This is a genomic window from Pseudomonas sp. MPR-R2A5, assembly GCF_058793055.1.
This window is the reverse complement of the sequence record NZ_JBXAFK010000007.1, coordinates 153044-176771: the sequence shown is the minus strand read 5'-3', so window position 1 is coordinate 176771 and position 23728 is coordinate 153044. Positions and strand designations below refer to the sequence as shown.

Below are 23728 nucleotides of genomic sequence, written 5' to 3'. Positions count from 1 at the left end.
TCATAAGGCGTGCTTCTGTTGGCCGGCCCAGGGCGCCAGCATAAAGCTGAACGCCAGGCCCAGGCTGACCGACAGACCGAAATTACTCACTGCCGGCGTGCTCGACACCGCCAGCAGGCCGAACGACAACCAGGTTGTCAGTGCCGCCAGCAGTGTTCCTAAAAGGCTGACCGCGGGCCCGCCGATCTGTTCACGCATCAGGATCGCGTAGTCGACACTGATGGCCGTGACCAGCAGCAGGCCGAACAGGCTGAACAGCGTCAGTGGCTGGCCCAGCCAACCCAGGCTGGCCAGGCTGCACAGCGCCGCCAGCAACGGCAGGGCAACGATACGCAACGCACCGCCCAAGCCGAACGGCAGGACCAGCAGTAGCACGATCAGCCCGCACGACATCAACTTCAATTCAGCCGCGCTGATCTGGGTCGCGGCGAAAACGCGATTCAAGTCACCCAGGCGATCGACCAGTTGCACGCCGGGCAAATCCACGGCCTGCACCTGCAGCAGTGCCGGGTTGTTCAAGCCTTGCAGGCTGACCATGGCCGCCACGCCGCCGTCCACCGGGCCCAGCCACAGCGTGCGCCAGGGTTCAGCCAGGGGCCCGACCAGCGCAGCGTCGATGTCTTCGGTGGGCAGCGCCTGCAACTGCGCGACTTCGGCTTGCAGCGCGCTGGCCGGCACACCGAGGTCCAGCAGCGGTTGCCAATGTTCCGGCAGTTTATTCAATGCCTCGCGCAGCCGTTGTTGCTCGGCCGGCAGGTTGACCAACTGGTTCAGCGCCAGGTAGCCCTGGAGCTTGTCCATATTCACCAACTGTTCCAGGCGCTGGCCCAGGGCGGCTTGGCGTTCCAGTAACTGCTGCTGATTGTCCGCGCGCACCAGGAAGAACTGGCTGGTGGGCTGGAACCCGGTAATACGCGCCACGGCCTGGGCCTCTTGCAGCAATTGCGGCGGTGCGCCGATCCACTGGCGAATATCGTTTTTGCTGTTCAACTGCCACAGGCCAGCGGCGCAGAACAGCAGTACCCACACCAGCAGCACCGCGCTCGGCACGCGCTTGACCAGCGAGGCGCGCATGCGCCACAGGCCCTCGGCGATGCGCAGCGGCCATTGCGCCGGGCGCAGTTCCACGCCCTTGAGTAACGCCGGCAACAGGCAGACGGCCGACAGATAGGCGCCGACCAGCCCCGCCGCGGAGAACACCGCGATTTGCGTCAAGGCCGGAAAGGGGGTCCAGGCCAGCGCCAGGTAACCGATGCAACTGGTGGCCAGGCTCAGGGTCAGCCCCGGCAGGGTCAGGCGTAATGCCGGCCAGCTGCGCCACGGCTGCATGCTCCAGCTTTTGGACAGGTAGTGCAGCGGGTAATCCACGGCCACGCCGATCAAGCTGGAGCCGAGTACCAGGGTCATCACGTGCATATGGCCAAACAGCGCCACACAGGCCACCGCGCCAAACAGCATGCCCACCAGCACCGGCACAAACGCCAGCAACGCGCGCCAGCGGCGGAACGCAAGCAACAGCAGCAACAGGATGCCAACGGTCGCGCCGCCGCCGACCCAGGTGATTTCCCGGCTGGCCTGCTGCTGCCCGTTGGCGGCGTAGAGCAGGCCGCTGGCGGCGAGCAACTGCGCGCCTTGTTCACTGGCCTGCGTGCGGCTGGCCTGGAGCAAATCCGCCACTTGCAACGGCAGTTTCATATCGAAGGCATTGCCGGTGGTACGCGCGCGCAGCAGCACCCAACTCTTGCCGTCGGCCTCGGCGATCAGCGCACCGCTGCCGATATCCAGCTGCACCGCGCCTTGTTGCGGCTGGCTGTTCTGGATGCGCCCGGTGAGGCCCAGCCAGTCATCCTGGCTCGGCACCAGGCTGAACCCGGTGAAGGGGTCGAACAGTGATTGCACACGCTGCTGGATGAACGCGTCGGGATGGTCGATCAGTTGCTCGCGGTCTTTGCCCGACAGCATCGCCAAGCGCCCGCGCAGCAATTGCTCACGCAGTGCCGGCAAGTCGGCTTGCAGGTTCCATTGCACCTTCTCGAACAACCCGCTGGCCTGCCAGCGCTCGCCCAATTGTTGGGCCACGGCCACCGCCTGCTGGCGATCGGCATGCCCGACCAACACCAGCATCTCGCGATTCAACGGCTCCTGCATGCGCTGTTCGGCTTGCTGCTCCAGGGCGTCCGGCGCGCCGCCCGGCACCAGTTCCATCAGGTTGGCCGACAGCGGTGCACCGTGGCGCCACTGCCAGCCGGCCAGGGCCAGCACGGCCACCAGCAGGATCAGGAACAGGCGCGGTAACTGGCGCTCACTGGGCAAAGTCGTGTTGCTCCGCGTCGCTCAAGGGTTGGCTCGCCGTGCTGTCTTGCATGCGCAATACGGTGCTGTCGCCCTGGGTTTCCAGCAGTTCGATGGTATGCACCAGCTCGCCGCCGTCGATATTGATCAGGGTGAACACTTGTTTGAGCAGCAGCGAACGCGGGATCAGCGTCAGCTTCCACTGCGTGGCCTCACCTTGCAGTTGCAGTTCGAAATCGCGTTGCAAACCGCTGCTGTCACCCTGGAGCACGGCGAGGAACAGACGGTTCTGCTCGGCCCCGGCGCTCTTGTTCGGCAGGGTTTGCCAGCCATTGGCGTCGCGGCGGGCAATGCCCTGGGGGCTGATGCGGTAATCCTGCTGCAACGGGGTTTTCAGCAGCCAGAGCAGGCCGTGGTCCTTGGCCAGCACAAAGGTGCCTTTGCTGACCAACGGTTGCGGCAGTGCACGCAGGTGTTTTTCCTGGATGAAACTGCCGTGGATCACAGACGGTTTGGCCAGTTGATCGCTCAGTTGCTGCAAATCGAAAGCGTGAGCGCTGAAGCTCAGCAACAACCCGGTCAGGGTGGGAGCGAGCTTGCTCGCGAAAAACCGCAGGGCGCTGCGCAGTGTCAGGCGGGTCGCGTTATCGTTGACGTCCATCGGGGGCAAGCCCGCTCCCACAGGGGATCTCATTTCAAGGCTCTCTCTACGGCGTCGGTAAAGACTTTGGGCGAGGCCAGTTGCATTTCGCGAGTGGCAATTTCCACCGCCACTTGCACGGTACTGGCGCGGGTCAAACGCTCGCCGCTGGCCAGATCGGTGATCAGGTAATTGACCTTCAAACGGTTCTCCCACTCCACCAGGCTGGCGCGCACGTTGATCGTCTGGCCGAACACCGCACCGCGCACATAGCGCAGTTGCATGTCGATCACCGGCCAGGCGTAGCCGGCTTCGAGCATCGCCGCGTAGTTATGGCCGATCTTGTCCAGCAACGCGCAGCGCGCCACTTCCAGGTACTTCACGTAATGCCCGTGCCACACCACGTTCATGGTGTCGACGTCGAAAAACGGCACGAGGATTTCGGTGTCGCTGTGCAGTACGCCAGGGCTACGCATGCAGCCCCCAGTGTTGCTCGGCGATGCGTTGCAGGCACAGGCGCAGTTCGCCTTCCAGGGCACGGTCTTCGATGACCGGCGGGAAGTCCTTGGCCAGTTCTTCGTGCATGGCGGCCAATGCCGGTGGCAGTGGGCGTGCATCCTCGGCCTGGGCGCGCAGCCACACACCCTGGTTGGCCGCGAGCAAGGTGGCGGCGGCCACCTGTTCGGTCAGCTCCAGCACGCGGATCGCGTCGCGGGCGGCAATGGTGCCCATGCTCACCTTGTCCTGGTTATGGCATTCGGTGGAGCGCGAGAACACGCTGGCCGGCATGGTATTTTTCAGCGCTTCGGCGGTCCAGGCGCTGGTTCCGATCTGCACGGCCTTGAACCCGTGGTTGATCATCGCGCGGTCCGCCGGCGCGCCGGACAGGTTGCTCGGCAGGCCATGGTTGTAACGCACGTCCACCAGCAGCGCGAGTTGCCGGTCCAACAGATCAGCGACGTTGGCCACCAGGGTCTTGAGGCTGTCCATGGCGAACGCGATATGCCCGCCGTAGAAATGCCCGCCGTGCAGCACGCGCTCTTCTTCGGCGTCGATGATCGGGTTGTCGTTGGCGCTGTTGAGCTCAATCTCGATAAACGAACGCAGCCAGTTCAGGCTGTCGGCCAGCACGCCGAGCACATGGGGCGCGCAACGCAGTGAATAACGATCCTGCAAGCGGTGCAAAGGGGCTGTCGGCGCATCAATCGCCAGGTCCTTGCGCAGCCAGGCCGCAACTTGCATCTGCCCAGGGTGCGGCTTGGCGGCGAACAGGCGCTCGTCGAAGTGCTCCGGGTTGCCTTGCAGCGCCACCACGTTCAGCGCGGTAATGCGCGTGGCCAGTTGCAGCAGGTAATCGGCGCGGGCGAACGCCAGGCAGGCGAGGCCAGTCATCACCGCAGTGCCGTTCATCAGCGCCAGGGCTTCCTTGGGGCGTAGCACCAGCGGCTGCCACCCCAATTCGCGGTGTACGTCGATGGCCTGGCGGCGTTCGCCACGGAACAGCACGTCACGTTCGCCGGACAGGGTCGCAGCCACATAGGACAGCGGCGTCAAATCACCGCTGGCCCCCACCGAGCCTTCTTCCGGGATCAGCGGCAGTACATCGTGTTCCAGGAATGCATGCAGGCGCTCGAGCAGCTCCACACGCACGCCGGACACGCCGTGGCACAGCGACTGCAAACGCGCCGCCAGCACGGCACGGGTGGCTTGTGCGTCGAGCAACTTGCCCAGGCCGCAACCGTGGAAGGTGTACAGGTGACGCGGCAGCGCTTCGACGTGCTGCAATGGCACCGCCACCACGCAGGAGTCACCGTAGCCGGTGGTCACGCCGTAGATCACGCCTTCCTTGTCGAGCAGCGAGTCGAGGAACTGCGCGCCTTTGGCGATGCGCTGGCGATAGGCGGCGTCATCCTGCAAGTGCGTGGGCACCTGACGGTTGGCCAGGGCCAATACGTCTTCAATGCGCAGAGGGCGTTCGCCAAAGGTTACCGGCTCAAGATGCGTCGTCATCGGTCTTCCAGAAGGGATAAAAGTTGAACCATTGTTGGGGCGCTTCCAGGCAGAACTGGCCCAGGCGTGCGGCGTAGCGCGCGGTCCACTGCGCGATGACCTGCTCGCGGGTGCTGCGCTTCCATTCGATCGATTGCGCGAAGGGCTCGATGGTCAGGCGATAGCGGCCCTGGTGTTTGAGGCACATCAGCAGGTTTACCGGGCATTTGAGCAGGCCGGCCAGCAGCCACGGGCCCTGGGGGAAGGCGGCGTCATGGCCGAGGAAGTCCACGCGCACCGTGCGCCCGCCATGCAGCGGTACGCGGTCGCCGGCAATTGCCAGCCATTCGCCTTCGTCCAGGCGCTGGCTGAGCAGCAGCATGGTGGCCGGGTCCAGCTCGCTGACCTGGATCAGGCGTAAATGGGTCGCGCCGGCTTCGCCCAGCAGGCGGTTGAAACGCTCGGCATGCTTGGTGTGCACCAGCACGTTCATGGTGACGCGTTCGCCGATTTCCGCCAGCGCACGGCACACTTCGAGGTTGCCCAGGTGCGCACCCACCAGCATCTGTCCGCGTTCGCCACGCAGTTGCCCGCGCAATTGCGCCGGGTCGTGGATCTCGATCTGCTCCAGGCGCAGCTTGCCGTTCCAGACGTCGAGCTTGTCGAGCAAGGCGTCGGCAAAGGCCATGAACTGGCCGAAGACTTTGCGCTGGCTCGGGCGCAGCTCATCCCGACCGCTCCACTCAGCCAGGCGCTGCTGGTACTGCCAGGCGCTCTGGCGCGCCGTGCGGCCGAACAGGAAGAAGTACAACACGATGCCGTACAACAGCGGGCTCAGCAGGCGTCGGCCAAGCACCTTGGCGGCGACGGCGGTGAATTTCATCAGCCAGTAGCTGCCGCGCTCCTCGCGATCGGCCCAGTGTTTGCTGCTGTCGCTCATGCCTGCCACCGTCGCCACAGGATCATCGGCGCGCGCACCAGCATGCCGAAGAACAACCGGGTGTGCATGGCCGAAATGCGCACGTTGTCACGGAACAGGCGGAAGTGTGACAGCCCGTCGGCGGGGTAATGCACCTGGGTCGGCAGCCAGCGCATCGGCTGGTTGCGCCAGGCCAGGCGCACCAGGATGTCGGAGTCGAAATCCATGTGTGTGCCGATGTAGGCCGAGTCCATCAGGGCCAGCGTGGGCGCCAGCGGGTATACGCGAAAGCCGCACATCGAGTCGCGAATCTGTAGCGACAGGGTATTGATCCATACCCACACATGGGTCAGGTAGCGCGCATACAAACGAGCCTTGGGCACGCTGTCATCGTATTCGGGGTAGCCACAGATCACGGCCGTGGGGTGCCGGCGTGAGGTGTCGATAAAGCTTTCGACTTCGCGCAGGTCATGTTGGCCGTCGGCGTCCACTTGCAGGGCGTGGGTGAAGCCCAGGCGCGCGGCTTCGCGAAAACCGGCCATGACCGCACTGCCTTTGCCCTGGTTGTTGGGCAGGGTCAGCAGGGTGACGTTATCGAGGTTCGCCAGTTGCGCCAATACCGCCGCGCACGCCGGGCTGCTGCCATCGTCCACCAGCACACAGGGCAGGCCGCTGTTCAGCAGGCTATGGACCACGGCCGGCACGGCGGCTTCGTGGTTGTAGACCGGGATCAGGGCGCAGGGGTTATGCATGGTGTCCCTCATTGATAGGAAAACACCCTGTGGCGAGCGGGCCTGTTGTGGCGAGCGGGCTTGCCCCGCGTTGGGCAGCGAAGCTGCCCCAGTCAGAAAACCAAGGTGTGTCAGGCAGAACGCCGTTGCAGGTTTTGGGGCTGCTTCGCAGCCCAACGCGGGGCAAGCCCGCTCGCCACAGGAAGCCGATTTGCCACAAAAGCTTATGCATGGGCGGCTTCCAATTGGATCCGGCCGCTGGAGCAGGTGGCGACGCCGTTGCGGTAGGCGAAATACAGCTTGCCGCGTTCCTGGTCGAAGCGCAGGTGCAGTTCGATACAGTCGCCCGGACGCACCAGTTGCTGGAACTTGAGCACTTCCATGCCGGCGAAGGTCGGCGGCAGGTCCAGGCACTGCTGGCCGAGGTTGAATGCCCACTCCACTTGCACCACGCCCGGCAGCACCGGGGTGACCGGGAAGTGGCCGCTGAAATAGGCCAGGTCCGGCGGGACGCTCAGTTGCAAGGTCCATTCGCCATCGACTTCGACGTGTTCCAGCACCTCCGGCGCTTTTGGCCGGGGGGCCAGCAGCAGTGCTTCGACATCCGCCTGGGGCAGCTTGCCTTGGCTGTTCAGTGGCAACTGGCGCAGCAAGCGCCAGCGCCGGGGCAGGGCCAGGGCTTCGCAGTGTTGGCTCAGGTGCTGGCGCAGGGTTTGGGTCACGGTGCGTCGGCCCTGGTTGCGCAGGGCATGCAGGCCCTCGGCGCTCAACACCACCAGCGCGCCGAGTGACGCACGGTTTTCCTGGACCACGCCCAGGCGGGTTTCGGTGACCCACGGGTGGGCCATCAGCGCGTGTTCAAGCATGGGCAGGGAGATGCGTTTTTCTTCCAGCTTGACGATGCGGTCCAGGCGACCGAGCAGTTCGAAGCGGCCATCGGCGTGGATGCGGGCGGCGTCGGCGGTCTGCTCGATATGCCCGGCGGGCAAGTACGGCGAGGCGATGCGCAGGGCGCCGTCGGCGTCCTGGCTCAGCTCGACACCGGCAAACGGCTGCCACGGCTGTGCGCCTTGGCGCCAGGCAATACCACCGGTTTCCGAGCTGCCGAGGATTTCTGTCGGCCATTGCTGCAGGCGATCGTAAAGGCTGCCGGCGGCCTCGATGGGCAGCGCGCCACCGGAAGAGAACACCCGCGACACTTGGCTCAGCGCCGTCCAGTCGAGGTTATCGCCCATGCGCTTGAGCAGCGCCGGGCTGGCGACCCAGGCAAAATGCGCGTGTTCGCGGCTGGCGCGCTGTAAATCCTCGGGGAAGGCCAGTTGGTGGCGCACAAAGGGACGGCCGGCGCACAACGGCCATAGCACCCGGAACAGCAAACCGTAGATATGTTGGGTGGCGACGCTGCCGATGATGCACGCGTCTTCGAGGTCTGGACCCCATAGGGCTTCCAGGGCCTCAACTTCGTTGGCCAGCTGGCGCAGGGTCTTGTCGATGCGCTTGGGTTCGCCGCTGGAACCGGAGGTACACAGGCTCAGTTGGCAAGTGTCCAGATCCAGTGCCGCCGGGTCCAGCGGCGCTTGGTCGAGCGCGGCGAGGTCATCGGCGGCGATCAACCAGGCGTCGACGGCATCGGCCCAGCGTAGGCGGGTTTGCGGTTGCAGGTCGGCGGGCAGCAGCACACTGGCCCCGGCGCGCCAGGCAGCCAGCAAGGCGACGGCCAATAAGCCGGCATCTTCCAGATGGACAGCCACGCGCTTGATGCCATGTGCCTGCAAACCCGCCGCCAGACGCAGGGATTGTTCCCACAGCTGGGCGTGATTCATTGCAGGTTCGGTGGTGACCAAACGCTGTTGCAGCGGCTCAAGCAGCAACTGCTCAAGTTTCAACCCATTCATACGCGGCCTCGAACCCTTTGTCGTACCAGCCATTCCACGGCAAACAACAGCCCCATCAGCCCGTAGGCGATCAGGCCGTTGTACAACGTCCACCAGCTCAGCGGCGCCCACAGGGTGAGGGCGGCGGCGAGCAGGCCATTACATAGAAAAAACACACTCCACACCACGGTGACCTGGCGCGTATACACGACGGCGTGGGTTGGCAACTGAGGGTCGCTCATGCGGGCCAGGCGCTCGACCATCGGCGGGCCGTATTTCAGGCTCAGGCCGAACAGCGTGAGCATGAATGCACTGACCAGGCTCGGGTACCAGCGCAACAGGCGAGGGTTGTCGAACCAGGCCAGCAGCAGGCAAAACACGATGACCGCCACGGCCATCCAGCGGCTACCGGGGCGCCGTGCAGCGGTCAGCGCGCGCAACAGCCACAGGCTGCCCAGCAGCAAGCCAAATTGCCACGGCGCAAAGTGCTCGGTGCCGTAATACACGGCAAAAGGGTACAGCAGCCCCGCCAACAACAGGCCAAGGCTAATCAACCGGCTCATGCGGCTGGCTGGACCAGACGGTACACCGCCTCAACCACATCGTTCACGGTGCGTACTGCCTTGAATTCCTCAGCGGCGATCTTCTTGCCGGTCTGGCGCTTGATATGGTCGATCAGGTCCACGGCGTCGATGCTGTCGATTTCCAGGTCCTGGTACAGGTTGGCGTCGAGGGTGACGCGTTCCGGGGGCAGTTCAAACAGTTCCACCAAGGCGTCGCGCAGGGTGTTGAAAATATCGTCACGAGTTTGCATGGTCCGGTCTCAAGCTGCCTGTCTGGCCGTGACGAACGCCGCAAGGCTGGCCACGTTGGTGAAGTGATTGCGGGTGTCCTTGGCGTCGGCATCGATTTTTATGCCGTACTTTTTCTGGATCGCCAGGCCCAATTCCAGGGCGTCTACCGAATCCAGGCCGAGGCCTTCGCCGAACAGGGTTTGATCGTTTCCGATGTCGTCGGCGCTGATGTCTTCCAGGCCCAGGGCCTCGATGATCAGCACCTTTATGTCGTGCTCAAGGCTGTGTTGGTCGCTCATCTTCGGCGAGCTCCTTAATAAAATAGTGATGCAGGTAATCGTTGAGCTTGCGTGAAGCCTGGGGCGCGGGCCCGAGTGCGGCAAACGCCTGTGGTTCTATATCGGCCCCTACCCGCAAACTGAAGTGCACGCGGCGTTTTGGGATGCGATACCAGGGTTCGGCCTTGGTCAGGGTGGTGGGGCTGACCTTGATCACCACGGGGGTGATGATTGTCGCACCGCGCAGCGCAATGGCGGCGGCGCCGCGATGAAAGGCAGGCGCCGAGCCAGGGGTGGTGCGGGTGCCTTCGGGAAAAATGATCAGGGTCTGGCCGCCGCGCAGGGCATCGGCGGCGGCATCGAGCATTTCGCTGCTGCCGTCGTTGCTGATATAGCCCGCATCGCGCACCGGCCCACGGGTGAAGGGGTTCTGCCACAGGCTTTGCTTGACCACGCAGTTGGCCTGGCGCACCAGGCCGATCAAAAACACCACGTCGATCAGCGACGGGTGGTTGGCGATGATCATCTGGCCTGGGCGCCCGAGGTTTTCCGCACCTTCGACGCTGTAGGTCAGCACGCCGGCGCGTTGCATCAGGCGGATAAAGAACCAGAACAGCTTGCTGATGGTATGGCGGGCGCGGCGTTGGTGTTTTTCGGCGCTTCCTGGCAGGCACGCGAGCAACGGGAACACCAGCAAACGCAGGCACAGGCCGCCTGCTCCGAACAGCGCGAAGCTGGCGGCGGTGGCGAGCAGGCGCCAGTAGTAGGCGTCCCGTGGTTTGTCGGTCAGGGCTTGCGTTGCCAGTTCCATACGCGGTTCTTCCAGGCATGTTGGCAGGCGACCTGTTCAGTGAGCAGGGTGCGCAGCAGGTTCAGGGCATGGGGCCACTGGGTTTGAGTGGGTTGGACAGTGCCGCGGGTAAGTTCCAGTTGCCACTCGTCGCCTGGGGTCAGCAGCAGGCCGAGGGCATAGGGGAACGGCACGTCGGCGATCCAGTCGGCATAGGCTTCAGGCGGCTGTTCTTCGGTAATCACCAGCAACACGGCCGGGGCGCCTTCATTGAGCAGGGCGGCGGCTTCGAGCAGGCCGTGTTCCAGGCCGTCGCCAGCGGCAGCAAGGGCCGTCATCTCGCTGGTTTCATTGCGTAGGATCGACCACAGGCCAATCACTGCGTTATGTACCGACAGGCTGAACTGGGTCGGCGACAGCGGCTGGTCATTGGCCAGGTCGCTGAGGATGTCGAGGGTGCGCGGGGTTTCGCCGTGACGCGAAATAAACACCAGGGGCAGGTCTTGCCGGCCCTCGGCCAGCGGCCAACCCACGCTGAACGCCATGCGTGCCAGGCGGCTGAGGCGGCGGCGCTGCATGGCGGGCAAGAACGATACGTCGGGGCTGGCTTCGCTGGCGGGCAGCAACACCGGGGCCCGGCACCAGGCGTACCAGTCGTCCGCGCTGTCCAGGCCAGGAGCCCAGGCACGCCATTGGGCGATGTTGAAGTTGATCACTGAGAAGTTATCCCGCCCCTGCGGGCTTCCATGTGCGGCCATTGGCCGAGTTTACCGGGACGGTGAGCAAGAGCCGAATGGCGCGCATTATCCGGGTGCCGTGGGGTTCTAGCAAACTTTGGTAAAGAATTGTTCACGGCTGATTACAAAATTTGCGGAGAGATTTACAGATTGTCCTTTACCGCAGGACGAATTGGATTGTCGGACCCTTCCTATTCGTTTGTACGCGATGAGCCATGGCTCGCGGTTAATGCAGCCGTGCATGGATGAACGAGGTAGCGAACAGGCGCTTTTGCCCTCTACACTCGGACATTCATTGATACACGGAGGTTTTTCCATGCGGCGCGTGGTGTTCAATCAGAAAGGCGGCGTTGGCAAGTCCAGTATCGCCTGCAACCTGGCGGCAGTCAGCGCCAGTGAAGGCTATCGAACCCTGTTGGTGGACCTCGATGCACAAGCCAACTCCACCCAGTACCTTACCGGGCTGACCGGCGATGATATCCCGATGGGCATTGCCGAATTCTTCAAGCAAACCCTGTCTTCCGGGCCTTTTTCCAAGAAAAACCGCGTGGATATCTACGAGACACCGTTCGACAACCTGCATGTGATCACGGCCACCGCAGAGTTGGCGGATTTGCAGCCCAAGCTCGAGGCCAAGCACAAGATCAACAAGCTGCGAAAGCTGCTGGATGAATTGAGCGAGGATTACGACCGGATTTACCTGGATACCCCGCCGGCATTGAATTTTTATGCGGTTTCGGCGCTGATTGCCGCTGATCGTGTATTGATCCCCTTCGATTGCGACAGTTTCTCGCGCCAGGCGTTGTATGGCCTGCTGGCGGAAATCGAAGAGTTGAAGGAGGACCACAACGAGGGTCTGGAAGTGGAAGGCATCGTCGTCAACCAGTTCCAGGCCCGGGCGAGCCTGCCGCAGCAGATGCTCGATGAGTTGATGGCCGAAGGCTTGCCGGTATTGCCGGTGTACCTGGCCAGCTCAGTGCGCATGCGTGAGTCGCACCAGCAGAACAAGCCGCTGATCCACCTGGACCCACGGCATAAGCTCACTCTGCAATTCGTGGAGCTGCACAACCTGCTGGAAAATGCCTGACCTCAAGCGCTACCCGGACCCAATGTGGGAGCGGGCAAGCCCGAATGCCAGTCAGTTAAGCGTACATCGCCTTCTGTAGGAGCGAGGGGGGCGCCTAGTTCTTGCTCGCGAAAAACTCACAGACGCCGCATTCACTCAGGAAACACGCGTTATCGTTGACGTTTTTCGCGAGCAAGAACTAGGCGTCCCCCTCGCTCCTACAAAAAAAACTTAACTGACTGGCATTCGGGTTACACCCCCTGGCTACGCAACCAACTCATCAACTGCGGCAACGGAAAGGCGCCGCTCTGGCGCGCCACTTCGCGGCCGTTCTTGAACAGAATCAAACTGGGGATCGAACGAATCCCCAACTGCGCCGACAGCTGCTGATTAGCCTCACTGTCCAGCTTGGCCAGCCGGCACTTGCCCGCCAGCTGCGCGGCCGCCTGTTCGAATACCGGCGCGAAGGATTTACACGGCCCACACCAATCGGCCCACACGTCCACCAGCAACGGCAAATCGCCCTTGATCTGGCTGGCGTAGTCGCCTTGCTTCAGCTCGAAAGGCTTGCTCAGTAGAACCGGCTGCTTGCAGCGCCCACATTTGGGCGTATCCCCCAGGCGCTCTCCGGGGATGCGGTTGAGGCCGTTGCAATGGGGGCAGGGGATAACGAGAGGTTCGGACATGGTGGCGCTCCGTGGATGTGGCCAATGCTCCCTATCTGGAGTCAGGTAGCCGTTTTATCAAGCTCGAGGGCGACGACGCATGCGCTAACAGATTCGCAAATGTCGATTGGCGCATGCCTATCTAGGCTGGGAGTGCTTGTTCGAAACAGCACCATTGGTCCGTTCGGCGCCATAGCAAATTGCGATAGTCGCAGTTCGGGTTTAACCTCCATAGCAATATGCGATAGGGATGTTGCATGCGCGTAATCAGTGCGAAACAAATCCGCAATGCCAAAGTGAAGGGCCTCATTCAGCCTGTGCTTTGGATGCGTGGTATCGGAAGGTCAAAGTCCTCAATCCAGAAGACTTCGCGGCGTTGAAATCGATTTTTCCGGCCGTGGATAAGGTGGGGGCGTTACACGTCTTCAACATAGGTGGTAACAAGCTGCGCCTCATTGCGATTGTGCGCTACCGAATGCAGCGGCTCTATATTCGACATGTGCTGGACCATCGGGAATACGACAAGGGTAACTGGAAGGAGTGAGTGGAAATGAGTGTGCTGATCGAGCAGGTGGCCGAGCATTGGCAATTCGTGTCGCCCCTGTTGCGCAAGCCCAAAACCGAGGCTGACTACGATGTGCTGGTGGAGGCGCTCGACGAATTGCTGGATATCGTAGGGGAAGACGAAGCTCACCCGTTGATGGGCGTGGTCGATATCATCGGTGACTGGGTCGAGGCTTATGACTTGGAGCATTGGCCAGTGCCAGAGGCCAGCGGTGTCGACGTATTGCGATCCCTGATGCAGGAGCATGGTTTGACGCAGAGTGATTTGCCAGGTGTTGGCGCTCAATCGGTTGTCTCGGAAATCCTCAGTGGAAAACGCCAGCTCAACGTTCGGCAGATTCGTTGGCTGGCGGATTATTTCAAGGTGCCGGTCGATATGTTCATCTAATCGCGAGCATGGCGCGTATCACGACGAACAGCTGATCTCCAGATGCTTGCCCCAATCCGGCGGCCGCTGCGCGTACTGTTCCATCCCCGCCTGTTCCTCGAATGGCTTGGAAAGCACCTCGTGCAAGCGCCGCACTTCGCTGTAATCGCCTGACTCGGCAGCGGTAATGGCGTTTTGTGCGAGGTAGTTGCGCAGGATGTACAGCGGGTTCACCGCATGCATTCGCGCACGGCGCTGTTCTTCGGTGCCGTCCCCATCCCGTTCGACACGGGCCTTGTACAGCTCGGCCCAGGCATCAAACCCGGCTCTATCGACGAAATCATCGCGCAACCGCGTCACGGCCAACGCTGCCGATTCATCCCCCAGCCGTCGGAAGAACAGCGTGTAGTCCACGCCGCTGTTCTGCATCAGCTTGAGCAAGCGCTCCACCAATTTCTGATCATCGTCTTCAGCAGTGGTCAGCCCCAAACGACGACGCATCAAATCCAGGTAGTGCGCCTGGTACAACGGCAGGTACAGGCCCAGGGCTTCCTTCAAGGCATCGACGCTGATAAACGGCGTGAGTGCCTGGGCCAGCGCGCTGAGGTTCCACTGGCCAATCGGCACCTGGTTGCTGAAGGAGTAGCGTCCTTCGTGATCGGAGTGGTTGCAGATGAAGTGCGCGTCGAAATCATCCAGAAACGCAAACGGCCCGAAGTCGAAGGTGATGCCGAGGATCGACATGTTGTCGGTGTTCATCACCCCATGGCAAAAACCATACGCCTGCCATTTGGCGATCAGTTCTGCATTGCGTTCGACGATTTCGCGGAACATCGCCAGATACGGTTCGGGCTGTTCGCGGCAGTCGGGGTAGTGCAGGTTCAACACGTGTTCGGCCAGTTCAGCCTGCTGTTCGGGCTTCTTGGTGTAATAAAAATATTCGAAATGACCAAAACGGATATGGCTGCGGGCCAGGCGCAGGACCATGGCCCCGCGTTCCTGCTTCTCACGCCACACCGGGGTGCTGGAGCCGATCACGCACAGTGCGCGGCTGCTGGGAATGCCCAGCGCGTGCAGCGCTTCAGAGGCGAGAAACTCACGAATCGAAGAGCGCAGCACGGCGCGGCCGTCGCCCATGCGCGAGTAAGGCGTCTGCCCGGCGCCCTTGAGGTGCAGGTCCCAATGCTCGCCGGCGGCGTTGTACACCTCGCCCAGCAGCAACCCACGGCCATCGCCCAATTGTGGGTTGTAGGAGCCGAACTGGTGCCCGGAGTAGACCATCGCCCGCGGTTCCGCCTCGGCCCATAGCTTGTGCCCGCCAAACAGCTCGGCGAATACCGGGGTTTCGGCCACCGTCGGGTCGAGGTCGAGCAGGGCCATGGCGGCATCGCTCGCCACGACCAGGCGTGGTTCGTCGAGGGGTTCAGGCAATACGTGGGTCGAGAACGCGTCGCCCAGGCGTGCGAAGCGGTTGTCGAAGGTCAGTTCGTCGAGGGCTTTCACAGGCCATCTCCAGCAGAATGTCCGAGCATTCTGCTGGGGATAGGCGGTTTAGTCGAGCTTGGAGGGTGGCGGCTCGGGGGCATCCGCCACTTTGCCCGGTGGTGGCTCCGGGGTATCCGGGGATTCGACCGGACCGACGATGGTCCTGTTTTCGTCTTCTACCGGCACCAGCTTGTACTCCTGGCCGTGGAGGTTTTTCAGGTAGACCTCCATCTGCCGGAACGAGATGTTGATGTGGTGGTTCTTGAACTCGCGGTTGATAAAGCGGTTCACCTCGTCGATCACCGGGTTGCGGTCGCCCAGGTCGCGCACGTGCATGCGCAATTCGTGGTCGAGGGTGCTTTCACCGAAGTTGAGGAAGTAAACATGGGGTTCCGGTTCCTTCAGCACCCGTGGGTTTTCTCGCGCAGCCTTGAGCAGCAATTCCTTCACCAGGTCCAGGTCGGAGCCGTAGTCCACCCCCAGTTTGAGGGTGACTCGGGTGATGGTGTCGGTCAGCGACCAGTTGATCAATTGCCCGGTGATGAAGGTCTTGTTCGGGACAATGATGTCCTTGCGGTCGAAGTCGGTGATGGTGGTCGCGCGGATGCGGATCTTGCTCACGGTGCCCGACAGGTTACCGATGGTGATGGTGTCGCCGATCCGTACCGGGCGTTCGAACAGGATCATGATGCCGGAGATAAAGTTGGCGAAGATCTCCTGCATGCCGAAGCCCAGGCCCACCGACAGCGCGGCGACCAGCCATTGCAACTTGTCCCAGCTCACACCGAGGGTGGACAGGGTCGAGACAAAGCCGACGCCGGCAATCACATACGACAGCAACGTGGTGGTGGCGTAGGCGCTGCCCTGGGCCAGGTCCAGCTTGGACAGCACCAGCACTTCCAGCAGGCCGGGCAGGTTGCGCGCCAGGGCGAAGGTGATGCCGATGATGATCAGCGCGCCGAGCAGGTCGCCGATGCTGATTGGCACCATGCTGATATTGGCGCCGGTGCCGCTGGTGTATTCGTAGAGGGTGACGTTGTCCAGGTAGGAGAACACCGAGATCAGGTCTGACCACACCCAGTACAGCGCCGCGATGAAGCCGCCGAGCAAGGCCAGGCGGATCAGGCGCATCGATTGTTCGTTGACCTGTTCGATGTCCAGGGTCGGTTCTTCGATCACCGCCTCGCCGTCGCCGGCTTCCTTGGCTGCTTGGCGCTTGGCCAGGGCGCGGGAGTAGGCCAGGCGCCGTGCGGCAACGCCCAGGCCGCGTACGAAGGTGGCTTCGATGACCAGCCAGAGCATCAGCAGGTACAGGGTATTGATCAACCGGTCACTGAGCTTGAGCGCGGTGTAGTAGTAGCCGAAGCACACGGCGATAAACAGGGCGATGGGCAGCGCGGTAAACACCAGGCCCATGGCTTTGCGAAACAGCGAGGCTTTTTCGTGGGTCGGGCTGTGTAACAGCAGGCGCCCCAGTAGCCAGGCCATCAGCGCATAGCACAGCAGCACCACACCAATGCCCAGCACATCGTCGGCCAGCGCTGCCGGTTGATGTTCGGCAATCGCCACCACGGCCACCAGGGCCAGAACCACCAGCCCGAGCTTGCGCACCCAGCCTTGCAGGAATTCGACCTGGGGTTTTTCCCAGCGGAAGTGCAACTCGGCCACGCCGCCCGGCGCCAGGATGCGGTAGGCGGTGTAGAACACCAGCCACGCCTGGGCGATCTGCAACAGTGCCGCGCCAAGGTTGGCGTTTTGCCCACGGGCGTCGATCTGCAGTGCATAGCCGCACAGCGCCAGGCCCAGGGCCACCGGCATCGCCAGCAGGATGTTCACCAGGATCGCCTGTGGTGTGTGCCACTGGCTGTCGCGCTTGAAGTGGCCGATATCCAGGTGGACCTTTTTCAGGCGGGCGTACAGGGCGTTACGTCGCCACAGCAGGGCGCCGATCAACAGCAGGAGCGGCAGGAACAGCAGGGGGCGCTGGGTCAGGCCATCGTACAGTTCGCTGACGCTGGAGGCCCAAGGCAGGCTGGTGACTTGCTTGCTCAGGTGCGCCGGTACGGTTTCCAGCCATTCGGTGTCCAGCGGCTTGTTGCTGGGGATCCAGAACATCTGCTCGTCCAACGTCGCACGCAGGGTGGTGGCGGTGCTGAGCAGTTGTTTCTGGTTCAGTTGCAGGGTGATCGATTCGTTAAGCAGTGCGCTCAGTTCGCGGCTCAGGCGCTCCAGCAGGTCGCTGCGGGTGATCGCCAGTTCCAGCAGGGTGCGGCGCAGTTGCGGGGTGATATCGTCCGGCGGCTGGTTGGCCAGCAGGTTGTCTACGTAGGTGCTGGGGGAACTGATCAGCTCGCGCTGCTGGTTGACCTCGAACTGATACAGGCGAATGTTGGCGATATCGTCCGCCAGGTCGCGGTCTACCGTGAGGCGTGGCAGTGCCTGTTTTTGCTTGTAGAGGATCTTGGAGAGCAGCAGGCTGCCCTTGAGGACGTTGATCTGTTCATCCAGCGCCGAGTCGCTCTGGGTCACGGTGTCCAGTTGCTGCTTGGTCTGCAGGTTTTTCTGGGTCAGGTCGTTGAGGCGGTCGGTGCTTTTGAGCAGGTAATCGGACAGCTTCAGGTTGGCCGCGCTTTCCGTGGCCAGCAGGCTGCTGCCACCGGCTTTCTGCGCTTCGATCGATTGTTGGGTAACGGTCTGTTGGGACTGGGCCAGGCGTTTCTGGTTGATCAGGGTTTGCAGGTCCTGGATCTCTTGTTCCAGGCGCGCGGTCTTTTCGACTACCAGGTCGTGCTGGCTGTTGCCCAGGTCTTGCAGTTGGCTGTTGCCGGCCAGTTCCTGGCGGCGCAGGGGGATCAACGCGTTCAGGGCGGCGAGTTCGGCGTTCAACTGGTTGCGCTGGTCGCTGCTGAGGGTCTTGCCATTGTCCTTGCCGGCCTTGAGGGTCGAATTGATCTGCTGGATGCGCGTCTGGCTGTTGCTGATTTCGGTCTGGGCGCGCTCGGGGCGGGTCTGGGCGGCAATGGTCAGGCTGTTGGCTTCGGCCAGGTCTTTTTGCAGGTCGCCTTGCTGGGTGGTGCGCTGCACCAGCAATTGCTCCAGTTGCGGCACCGGCAGCGAGGCGTAGCGCTGGGCTACCGGAATGACCTTGGTGGCCTTGAGCCGGGTCAGTTCGCGCTGGTTCTCGCTGGTCTGGCGCGGCGCGTCTTCCAGCTGGCGCTTGAGGTCCGCCAGGCGCTGTTCGTAATCCTGTTTGTTACCCAGGTAGGTCAGGGTCTGTTGCAGGATCGACTGCAGCGCCTTCATGTCGGCGTCGGGCAGCTTGCGATCAGGCAGCTTGTCCAGGGTTTGCTGGATGGCGTCGGCGCTGGGTGGGTCGGCGGCATATACGCTGCCGACACAAAGAGTCAGGCCCAGCAGGGCAGTGGCGAGAAAAGTGCGCAGGGTTAGCATAGAGGCCGGTCGAGCAAGGTGAAGAATCAGGGGCGTTGTCGCCCCGCAGTTTAGAGGAAGAGTCCGGGGCCCGGGCGACTTCCTTCGGGGAATCTGACGCCGACTTTGCCAATCTTGTTCCCGTCCATGACCGCGACGGTCCAGATGGTGTTGTTCCACTCCACCTGGTCGCCGACCACGGGCGCACCGCCGACTTTCTGGGTGATGAAGCGGCTCAGTGGCATGTCCGGGTCGATACCTTCCAGCTTGAGGCCGTACAGGGCGGAAACCGCGCCCAGCTGGGCGTCGCCCTCGAGGACGAAGTCGCCGAAAAAGCGCAGATCCAAGCCGCGTTGCGGCGCCTGGCTGAACAGTTTGCCCAGGGCCGGCAGGTTGTGTTCGTGGCCGATCACGCAGAGCAGATCGCCGACTTCCAACACCGTACTACCCGACGGGTGGAGCAGTTGCTGGCCACGGAACAGCGCGGCGATCCGTGTGCCTTCGGGCATTTTCAGTTCGCGCAGGGCGGCGCCAATGCACCATTTCTCTGCGCCGAGGCGGTAGACGAACAGCTCCCACTCGCTGGTGACGTGGACTTCCAGGGCCGCCCGGGAAATCGGTGCGGGCTCCGGCGGTACGGTCACTTTCAGCAGCTTGGCCACCCACGGCAGGCTGGTGCCCTGTACCAGCAGCGAGACCAGCACGATAAAGAACGCCAGGTTGAAGTACAGCTGCGCATGGGGCAGGCCGGCCATCAGCGGGAACACCGCCAGGATGATCGGCACCGCGCCGCGCAGACCGACCCAGGCGATAAAGGCTTTTTCGCGGCCGTGGAACGCCTTGAACGGCAGCAGGCCGACCATCACCGACAATGGCCGCGCAAACAGGATCATCCACAGTGCCAGGCCCAGGGCCGGCAGGGCGATGGGCAGCAGGTCATGGGGCGTGACCAGCAACCCCAGCACCAGGAACATGCCGATCTGGGCCAGCCAGGCCATGCCGTCGAGCATATGCAAAATGCCATGGCGGCTGCGCACCGGGCGGTTGCCGATCACCAGGCCGCACAGGTACACCGCGAGGAAGCCGCTGCCGTGCAGGGCGTTGGTCAGGGCGAATACCACCAGGCCGCCGGCGATCACCAGGATCGGATAGAGGCCGGTGGCCAGGTTGATGCGGTTGACCATTTGCAGCATCAGCCAGCCGCCGCCGAGGCCGATGAGGCCGCCGATGCCGAATTCGCGGATCAGGTGGGTCAGCAGGCTCCAGTGCAGGCCGGTCTGGCCGCTGGCAAGCATGTCGATCAGGGTGACGGTGAGGAACACTGCCATCGGGTCGTTGCTGCCGGATTCGATTTCCAGGCTGGCGGTGACCCGTTCGTTGAGGCCCTTGCCGCCGAGCAGCGAGAACACCGCGGCGGCGTCGGTGGAGCCGACGATGGCGCCGATCAGCAGGCCCTGGATGATATTGAGGTTGAACAGCCAGGCGGCGGCCATGCCGGTGAGGCCGGTGGTAATCAACACCCCCACCGTGGCCAGCGATAGTGCCGGCCAGAGCGCCACGCGAAAACTCGCCACCCGCGTGCGCAAGCCGCCGTCGAGCAGGATCACGGCCAACGCGAGGTTGCCCACCAGGTAGGCGGTCGGGTAGTTATCGAAGATGATACCGCCGCCGTCGACGCCGGCGACCATGCCCACGGCCAGGATGATCACCAGGATCGGGATGCCCAGGCGGGACGACAGGGAACTCACCAGAATGCTTGCACCCACCAGCAACGCGCCGATCAAGAACAGGCTGTTGATGGTCGTCGCATTCAAAGGCAGTACTCCATGAGCATATAAGACGGGCGCAAACTGACCATGCAGTCTACGTGCCAGCGATTCTAACCTGTTGAATTGCCGCGCTGTCAAAAAGCTTTTTCTGATTCATATAGATCCAAATGTGGGAGGGGGCTTGCCCCCGATTACGCTGTATCAGAATCAGATGTGCTGATTGACACACTGCTATCGGGGGCAAGCCCCTCCCACCTTCTTGACCCAGTTGTATCAGTTAGAGGCGGAAGCGCCCGACCATCCCGTTCAAATCCACCGCCAGGCGCGACAGCTCACCGCTCGCCGCACTGGTCTGGCTGGCGCCGGTTGCCGATTGCACCGACAAGTCGCGGATATTCACCAGGTTGCGGTCCACTTCCCGCGCCACCTGGGCCTGTTCTTCCGCCGCGCTGGCGATGACCAGGTTGCGCTCGTTGATCTCGATGATCGCCGTGTTGATGGTGTCCAACGACATACCTGCGCCTTTGGCGATGTTCAGCGTCGATTCCGCGCGCTCGGTGCTGTTACGCATCGAGTCCACGGCGTGCTCGGTGCCGGCCTGGATGCTGCCGATCATGCGCTCGATTTCGCTGGTGGATTGTTGGGTGCGATGGGCCAGGGCCCGCACTTCATCGGCCACCACGGCAAAACCGCGGCCGGCTTCGCCCGCCCGCGCCGCTTCAATCGCCGCGTTCAGGGCCAGCAGGTTGGTCTGGTCGGCCAGGCCGCGAATCACGTCGAGTACCTTGCCGATATCACGGGACTCATTGGCCAGCTCGCCAATCAGCGTGGCAGTGGCTTGCACGTCGCCACTCATGCGCTCGATGGCGCTGACGGTTTCCTGTACCAGGTCGCGGCCGTCACCGGCAGAGGTGGTGGCGTTGCGCGAGGCCTCGGAGGTGCTCACCGCATTGCGCGCGACTTCCTCGACGGCGCTGGTCATCTCGTTGACGGCGGTGGCGGCTTGTTCGATTTCGTTGTTTTGCTGGGTCAGGCCGCGAGCGCTTTCATCCGTGACCGCGTTCAGTTCTTCCGCGGCGGAAGCCAACTGGGTGGCCGAGCCGGCGATGCGTTGCAAGGTGTCGCGCAGTTTGTCCTGCATCTTCGTCATCGCCGCCAGCAGGCGACCGGCCTCGTCGTTGCCGTCGACCTTGATCGGCCGCGTGAGGTTGCCTTCGGCGATCTCTTCCGCGGCATCCAGGGCCTGGGAAATCGGCACGGTGATGCTGCGGGTCAACAGCCAGGCGAACAACAACGTCAGCGCGGTGGCGATCACCAGCAGGCCCACCACCAGGTCAAAGGCCAGGTTGTACTGGTCTTCGGCTTGTTGGTTGGTGGCCAGGGCCATCTTGTTATTAATCTCCAGCAGGCGCGTGAGTACGGCGTTGACCTGCTCGGAGTTGCTCAGCAATTCGGTGTTGAGCAGGCTGCGCAATTCCTCCATCTGGTTGGCGCGCGACAAGCTCTTCATGCGCTCTTCGATCTGATGGTATTGGCTGAGCAAACGCACGTACTCGTCGTAGGTCGAGCGTTCCTCGCTGCTGTCGATCAGTTTTTCGTAGACACCCTGTGCTGTGCGAATCTGCTGGTTGCGCAGGTCAAAGGCTTCCAGGGTTTTTTGCTGCACATCCGGTTCGCGGTTGGTCAGCAAGCGGTATGACAGCACCCGCAGGCGCAGGGTCAGTTGGGTGAATTCATCAAGGGCGCGAATGCTCGGCACGCTGGACAGGGTGATGTCTTCCGCGGCGCCACGGATCTTGCTCATCTGGTTCAGGGCGAATACACCGAGAAACAACATAAGTGCACCAATCAACGCGAAGCCTAGGAAGGCGCGCGGCGCGATATTCATATTACGAAGAGACATGCTGGAGTCCTGGGGGAGGAGCGCGATCCATGCGGCCATGAGACGGGGTGTGCATCGCGTATCGGCCGTACGACTAAAGTCTAAAGGGGCGTGCGCTTTTGTCGCATCTGACGAGGGGTTGCACCGATTCCGGAACCAGATGGGGTAAATGCAGTCACTAAGGCTCGAAAGTGCGGCCCGGCCCTTAACTATCGGGCTGCGCGCCGGGGATAACCCTGGCATCCGAGGTGAATTTTCTTTATCGTCACCGCCCTTTTAAAAAGCCAGAGAAATCAAAATGTTAGAAGCATCCCTCAGCCAACTGGAACAACTGGTCAGCGACCTGGTACAGCAGAATCAAGACCTGCTGGGCAGCAACGAGGCCCTCAAGGCCGAACTGGCCCGCGCCAAGGATGAGAACGACAGCCTGCAACTGAACCTGATGGAGCAGGAAGAAAAGCACGGTGCCACCGCCGCGCGCATTCAAGCACTGGTTGAACGCGTGAGCGCAGGGCCTGTCAGCGCATGAACCAAGGGATAAAGGTCGTTTCGATTCTCGGAGAGGATTACTCGATCAAGGCACCGGCCGGGGAAGATCAAACCCTGATGCACGCCGTGACGATGCTCAAGGCCTCCCTGGCCACCACCAAGAAAAAGTACCCGACCCTCATCGGTGACAAATTACTGGTGCTGGCCGCGCTGAACCTGTGCGCCGAGCAGATCGAAATGCAGCAGCGTCACCAGCAGGAACTCGACCGTTACCAAGAGCAAGTCAGCGCCACGGTCGAGGTGATTTCGAAGGCGATCGGGCAGCCTTGATACTGCCGTTGAACCGATGGCTGCATGCCAGGCGGTATCTAACCGCAAACTCGGCGATACGCTCCCATCTACCGGGAGCGTATGCCTGCTGAACATGGGCGCGTCGCTTTTGAATGTTCAGCCTTAACCCAGGTAATAGCCGATCGTCAGTCGGCCCCCTGACATAGGGCGATAGTATTTTCGAAGTACCGACGCTGTTTGGTTTGATCTGTCGGTCAAGCGATCGCCAATGGTGATGGAGAACACGTATTCGGGGTTGTGTTCCGTCCCTGGTACTTCCGGGAACGCGCGATCATTTTTAACAGTAAAGACCACTTCGACTTTGCGCGCCGAGGCGGGCTCTGTTGTCGCTTTTTCTGAAAATACGGCTTCGACGGTGTAGCGGTTTTTCTCCTCGCCCACGTCAGGCAGCAGCTTGTATGTTTTGTTGGTGCAAACGTAGGTCTTGTCTACGATCCACTCCTCACCGATTCTGATCAAAACATCTTCCGGCGCATCACCGACATAGCTGGATGTGCCGATGTTTTCTTGTTGAAGCATGATTTTCGTTTTCATTGATGTTGATCCTATGCGTAGTCGCGCTGCAGAAAAAACTGCACTTATCCCGAATACGGCAAGACAACGTTCAGGGCATACGA

Annotated in this window: 22 protein-coding genes and 2 pseudogenes; 5 read left to right on the top strand and 19 right to left on the bottom strand. The window is 62.2% G+C overall.

Translation table 11 applies throughout. From position 1 onward, the window contains the following. The 12 genes from AC1Q6I_RS08165 to AC1Q6I_RS08110 form a co-directional block, all read right to left on the bottom strand. Positions 1-2313 (bottom strand): MMPL family transporter, encoded by a 2313-nt coding sequence (locus AC1Q6I_RS08165; RefSeq protein ID WP_102623824.1) that lies wholly within the window; start codon positions 2311-2313, stop codon positions 1-3. Then, complete coding sequence (locus tag AC1Q6I_RS08160; RefSeq protein WP_371858341.1) at positions 2303-2986, bottom strand: outer membrane lipoprotein carrier protein LolA; 684 nt, start codon at positions 2984-2986, stop codon at positions 2303-2305. Before AC1Q6I_RS08160 ends, AC1Q6I_RS08165 begins: the two co-directional genes overlap by 11 nt. Beyond that, positions 2983-3408, bottom strand: a complete 426-nt coding sequence (locus AC1Q6I_RS08155; RefSeq protein ID WP_024072996.1) for an acyl-CoA thioesterase — start codon at positions 3406-3408, stop codon at positions 2983-2985. Before AC1Q6I_RS08155 ends, AC1Q6I_RS08160 begins: the two co-directional genes overlap by 4 nt. Next, positions 3401-4942, bottom strand: a complete 1542-nt coding sequence (locus AC1Q6I_RS08150) for an HAL/PAL/TAL family ammonia-lyase (RefSeq protein WP_024072997.1) — start codon at positions 4940-4942, stop codon at positions 3401-3403. The genes AC1Q6I_RS08155 and AC1Q6I_RS08150 overlap by 8 nt, the downstream gene beginning before the upstream one ends. Continuing rightward, positions 4926-5861: a lysophospholipid acyltransferase family protein gene (locus AC1Q6I_RS08145; RefSeq protein WP_024072998.1), complete on the bottom strand. Its 936-nt coding sequence runs from the start codon at positions 5859-5861 to the stop codon at positions 4926-4928. Before AC1Q6I_RS08145 ends, AC1Q6I_RS08150 begins: the two co-directional genes overlap by 17 nt. Further along, entirely contained in the window at positions 5858-6592 is a 735-nt protein-coding gene (locus tag AC1Q6I_RS08140) for a glycosyltransferase family 2 protein (protein WP_102623822.1), read from the bottom strand. The genes AC1Q6I_RS08145 and AC1Q6I_RS08140 overlap by 4 nt, the downstream gene beginning before the upstream one ends. Before the next feature lie 203 nt (positions 6593-6795). Continuing rightward, a complete protein-coding gene (locus AC1Q6I_RS08135; protein WP_024073000.1) occupies positions 6796-8466 on the bottom strand; it encodes an ApeI family dehydratase in 1671 nt (556 codons plus the stop codon). Continuing rightward, complete coding sequence (locus AC1Q6I_RS08130) at positions 8463-9008, bottom strand: COG4648 family protein (RefSeq protein WP_024073001.1); 546 nt, start codon at positions 9006-9008, stop codon at positions 8463-8465. Before AC1Q6I_RS08130 ends, AC1Q6I_RS08135 begins: the two co-directional genes overlap by 4 nt. After that, a complete protein-coding gene (locus tag AC1Q6I_RS08125; RefSeq protein ID WP_003187949.1) occupies positions 9005-9259 on the bottom strand; it encodes an acyl carrier protein in 255 nt (84 codons plus the stop codon). The genes AC1Q6I_RS08130 and AC1Q6I_RS08125 overlap by 4 nt, the downstream gene beginning before the upstream one ends. 9 nt (positions 9260-9268) lie before the next feature. Beyond that, complete coding sequence (locus AC1Q6I_RS08120; RefSeq protein WP_024073002.1) at positions 9269-9538, bottom strand: phosphopantetheine-binding protein; 270 nt, start codon at positions 9536-9538, stop codon at positions 9269-9271. After that, positions 9516-10328 (bottom strand): lysophospholipid acyltransferase family protein, encoded by an 813-nt coding sequence (locus tag AC1Q6I_RS08115; RefSeq protein WP_024073003.1) that lies wholly within the window; start codon positions 10326-10328, stop codon positions 9516-9518. Before AC1Q6I_RS08115 ends, AC1Q6I_RS08120 begins: the two co-directional genes overlap by 23 nt. Further along, positions 10304-11023: a beta-ketoacyl synthase chain length factor gene (locus AC1Q6I_RS08110; RefSeq protein ID WP_024073004.1), complete on the bottom strand. Its 720-nt coding sequence runs from the start codon at positions 11021-11023 to the stop codon at positions 10304-10306. Before AC1Q6I_RS08110 ends, AC1Q6I_RS08115 begins: the two co-directional genes overlap by 25 nt. Positions 11024-11360: 337 nt before the next feature. On the opposite strand from AC1Q6I_RS08110, the gene AC1Q6I_RS08105 reads away from it, so the two are divergent. Then, positions 11361-12131, top strand: coding sequence for a ParA family protein (locus tag AC1Q6I_RS08105; RefSeq protein WP_024073005.1), 771 nt, complete (start codon positions 11361-11363; stop codon positions 12129-12131). A gap of 230 nt (positions 12132-12361) precedes the next feature. Here the strand turns inward: AC1Q6I_RS08105 and trxC are convergent, their stop codons facing one another. Beyond that, the gene (gene trxC, locus AC1Q6I_RS08100) at positions 12362-12796 is read right to left on the bottom strand and encodes a thioredoxin TrxC (RefSeq protein ID WP_024073006.1); all 435 of its coding nucleotides are present in this window, start codon (positions 12794-12796) and stop codon (positions 12362-12364) included. A gap of 236 nt (positions 12797-13032) precedes the next feature. Here trxC and AC1Q6I_RS08095 point away from each other — a divergent pair. Together AC1Q6I_RS08095 and AC1Q6I_RS08090 are read left to right on the top strand one after the other, a co-directional pair. Next, positions 13033-13319, top strand: a pseudogene (locus tag AC1Q6I_RS08095) (type II toxin-antitoxin system HigB family toxin). A gap of 6 nt (positions 13320-13325) precedes the next feature. Further along, a complete protein-coding gene (locus AC1Q6I_RS08090) occupies positions 13326-13727 on the top strand; it encodes a helix-turn-helix domain-containing protein (RefSeq protein WP_024073008.1) in 402 nt (133 codons plus the stop codon). Positions 13728-13745: 18 nt separating this feature from the next. Here the strand turns inward: AC1Q6I_RS08090 and selO are convergent, their stop codons facing one another. The 5 genes and pseudogenes from selO to AC1Q6I_RS08065 all read right to left on the bottom strand — a co-directional run. Continuing rightward, the gene (gene selO, locus AC1Q6I_RS08085; protein ID WP_069075112.1) at positions 13746-15209 is read right to left on the bottom strand and encodes a protein adenylyltransferase SelO; all 1464 of its coding nucleotides are present in this window, start codon (positions 15207-15209) and stop codon (positions 13746-13748) included. 48 nt (positions 15210-15257) lie between these two features. Beyond that, a complete protein-coding gene (gene mscK / locus AC1Q6I_RS08080) occupies positions 15258-18641 on the bottom strand; it encodes a mechanosensitive channel MscK (protein ID WP_024073010.1) in 3384 nt (1127 codons plus the stop codon). A gap of 50 nt (positions 18642-18691) precedes the next feature. Beyond that, a complete protein-coding gene (locus AC1Q6I_RS08075; RefSeq protein WP_024073011.1) occupies positions 18692-20434 on the bottom strand; it encodes a potassium/proton antiporter in 1743 nt (580 codons plus the stop codon). A gap of 232 nt (positions 20435-20666) precedes the next feature. After that, on the bottom strand, positions 20667-21530 hold the full coding sequence (locus tag AC1Q6I_RS08070; RefSeq protein WP_404940809.1) for a methyl-accepting chemotaxis protein: 864 nt from the start codon (positions 21528-21530) through the stop codon (positions 20667-20669). After that, positions 21522-22277, bottom strand: a pseudogene (locus AC1Q6I_RS08065) (MCP four helix bundle domain-containing protein); the annotation flags it as partial. The pseudogene AC1Q6I_RS08065 and the gene AC1Q6I_RS08070, both read right to left, overlap by 9 nt. Positions 22278-22569: 292 nt before the next feature. On the opposite strand from AC1Q6I_RS08065, the gene AC1Q6I_RS08060 reads away from it, so the two are divergent. Both AC1Q6I_RS08060 and AC1Q6I_RS08055 read left to right on the top strand, forming a co-directional pair. Next, entirely contained in the window at positions 22570-22800 is a 231-nt protein-coding gene (locus AC1Q6I_RS08060) for a hypothetical protein (protein WP_024073014.1), read from the top strand. Continuing rightward, complete coding sequence (locus AC1Q6I_RS08055) at positions 22797-23090, top strand: cell division protein ZapA (protein WP_024073015.1); 294 nt, start codon at positions 22797-22799, stop codon at positions 23088-23090. Before AC1Q6I_RS08060 ends, AC1Q6I_RS08055 begins: the two co-directional genes overlap by 4 nt. 123 nt (positions 23091-23213) lie before the next feature. Here AC1Q6I_RS08055 and AC1Q6I_RS08050 read toward each other — a convergent pair whose 3' ends face one another. Continuing rightward, positions 23214-23645: a hypothetical protein gene (locus AC1Q6I_RS08050; protein ID WP_024073016.1), complete on the bottom strand. Its 432-nt coding sequence runs from the start codon at positions 23643-23645 to the stop codon at positions 23214-23216. Between the last annotated feature and the right edge of the window lie 83 nt (positions 23646-23728).

Excerpts from the sequence above, each read along its gene's own strand:
- AC1Q6I_RS08160 (WP_371858341.1), bottom strand. The coding sequence starts at position 2,986 with ATGAGATCCCCTGTGGGAGCGGGCTTGCCCCCGATGGACGTCAACGAT.
- AC1Q6I_RS08115 (WP_024073003.1), bottom strand. The coding sequence starts at position 10,328 with ATGGAACTGGCAACGCAAGCCCTGACCGACAAACCACGGGACGCCTAC.
- AC1Q6I_RS08060 (WP_024073014.1), top strand. The coding sequence starts at position 22,570 with ATGTTAGAAGCATCCCTCAGCCAACTGGAACAACTGGTCAGCGACCTG.
- AC1Q6I_RS08125 (WP_003187949.1), bottom strand. The coding sequence starts at position 9,259 with ATGCAAACTCGTGACGATATTTTCAACACCCTGCGCGACGCCTTGGTG.
- AC1Q6I_RS08105 (WP_024073005.1), top strand. The coding sequence starts at position 11,361 with ATGCGGCGCGTGGTGTTCAATCAGAAAGGCGGCGTTGGCAAGTCCAGT.
- mscK (WP_024073010.1), bottom strand. The coding sequence starts at position 18,641 with ATGCTAACCCTGCGCACTTTTCTCGCCACTGCCCTGCTGGGCCTGACT.
- AC1Q6I_RS08130 (WP_024073001.1), bottom strand. The coding sequence starts at position 9,008 with ATGAGCCGGTTGATTAGCCTTGGCCTGTTGTTGGCGGGGCTGCTGTAC.
- AC1Q6I_RS08140 (WP_102623822.1), bottom strand. The coding sequence starts at position 6,592 with ATGCATAACCCCTGCGCCCTGATCCCGGTCTACAACCACGAAGCCGCC.
- AC1Q6I_RS08070 (WP_404940809.1), bottom strand. The coding sequence starts at position 21,530 with ATGCAGGACAAACTGCGCGACACCTTGCAACGCATCGCCGGCTCGGCC.
- AC1Q6I_RS08055 (WP_024073015.1), top strand. The coding sequence starts at position 22,797 with ATGAACCAAGGGATAAAGGTCGTTTCGATTCTCGGAGAGGATTACTCG.
- AC1Q6I_RS08120 (WP_024073002.1), bottom strand. The coding sequence starts at position 9,538 with ATGAGCGACCAACACAGCCTTGAGCACGACATAAAGGTGCTGATCATC.
- AC1Q6I_RS08150 (WP_024072997.1), bottom strand. The coding sequence starts at position 4,942 with ATGACGACGCATCTTGAGCCGGTAACCTTTGGCGAACGCCCTCTGCGC.
- trxC (WP_024073006.1), bottom strand. The coding sequence starts at position 12,796 with ATGTCCGAACCTCTCGTTATCCCCTGCCCCCATTGCAACGGCCTCAAC.
- AC1Q6I_RS08135 (WP_024073000.1), bottom strand. The coding sequence starts at position 8,466 with ATGAATGGGTTGAAACTTGAGCAGTTGCTGCTTGAGCCGCTGCAACAG.
- AC1Q6I_RS08090 (WP_024073008.1), top strand. The coding sequence starts at position 13,326 with ATGAGTGTGCTGATCGAGCAGGTGGCCGAGCATTGGCAATTCGTGTCG.
- AC1Q6I_RS08145 (WP_024072998.1), bottom strand. The coding sequence starts at position 5,861 with ATGAGCGACAGCAGCAAACACTGGGCCGATCGCGAGGAGCGCGGCAGC.
- AC1Q6I_RS08155 (WP_024072996.1), bottom strand. The coding sequence starts at position 3,408 with ATGCGTAGCCCTGGCGTACTGCACAGCGACACCGAAATCCTCGTGCCG.
- AC1Q6I_RS08050 (WP_024073016.1), bottom strand. The coding sequence starts at position 23,645 with ATGAAAACGAAAATCATGCTTCAACAAGAAAACATCGGCACATCCAGC.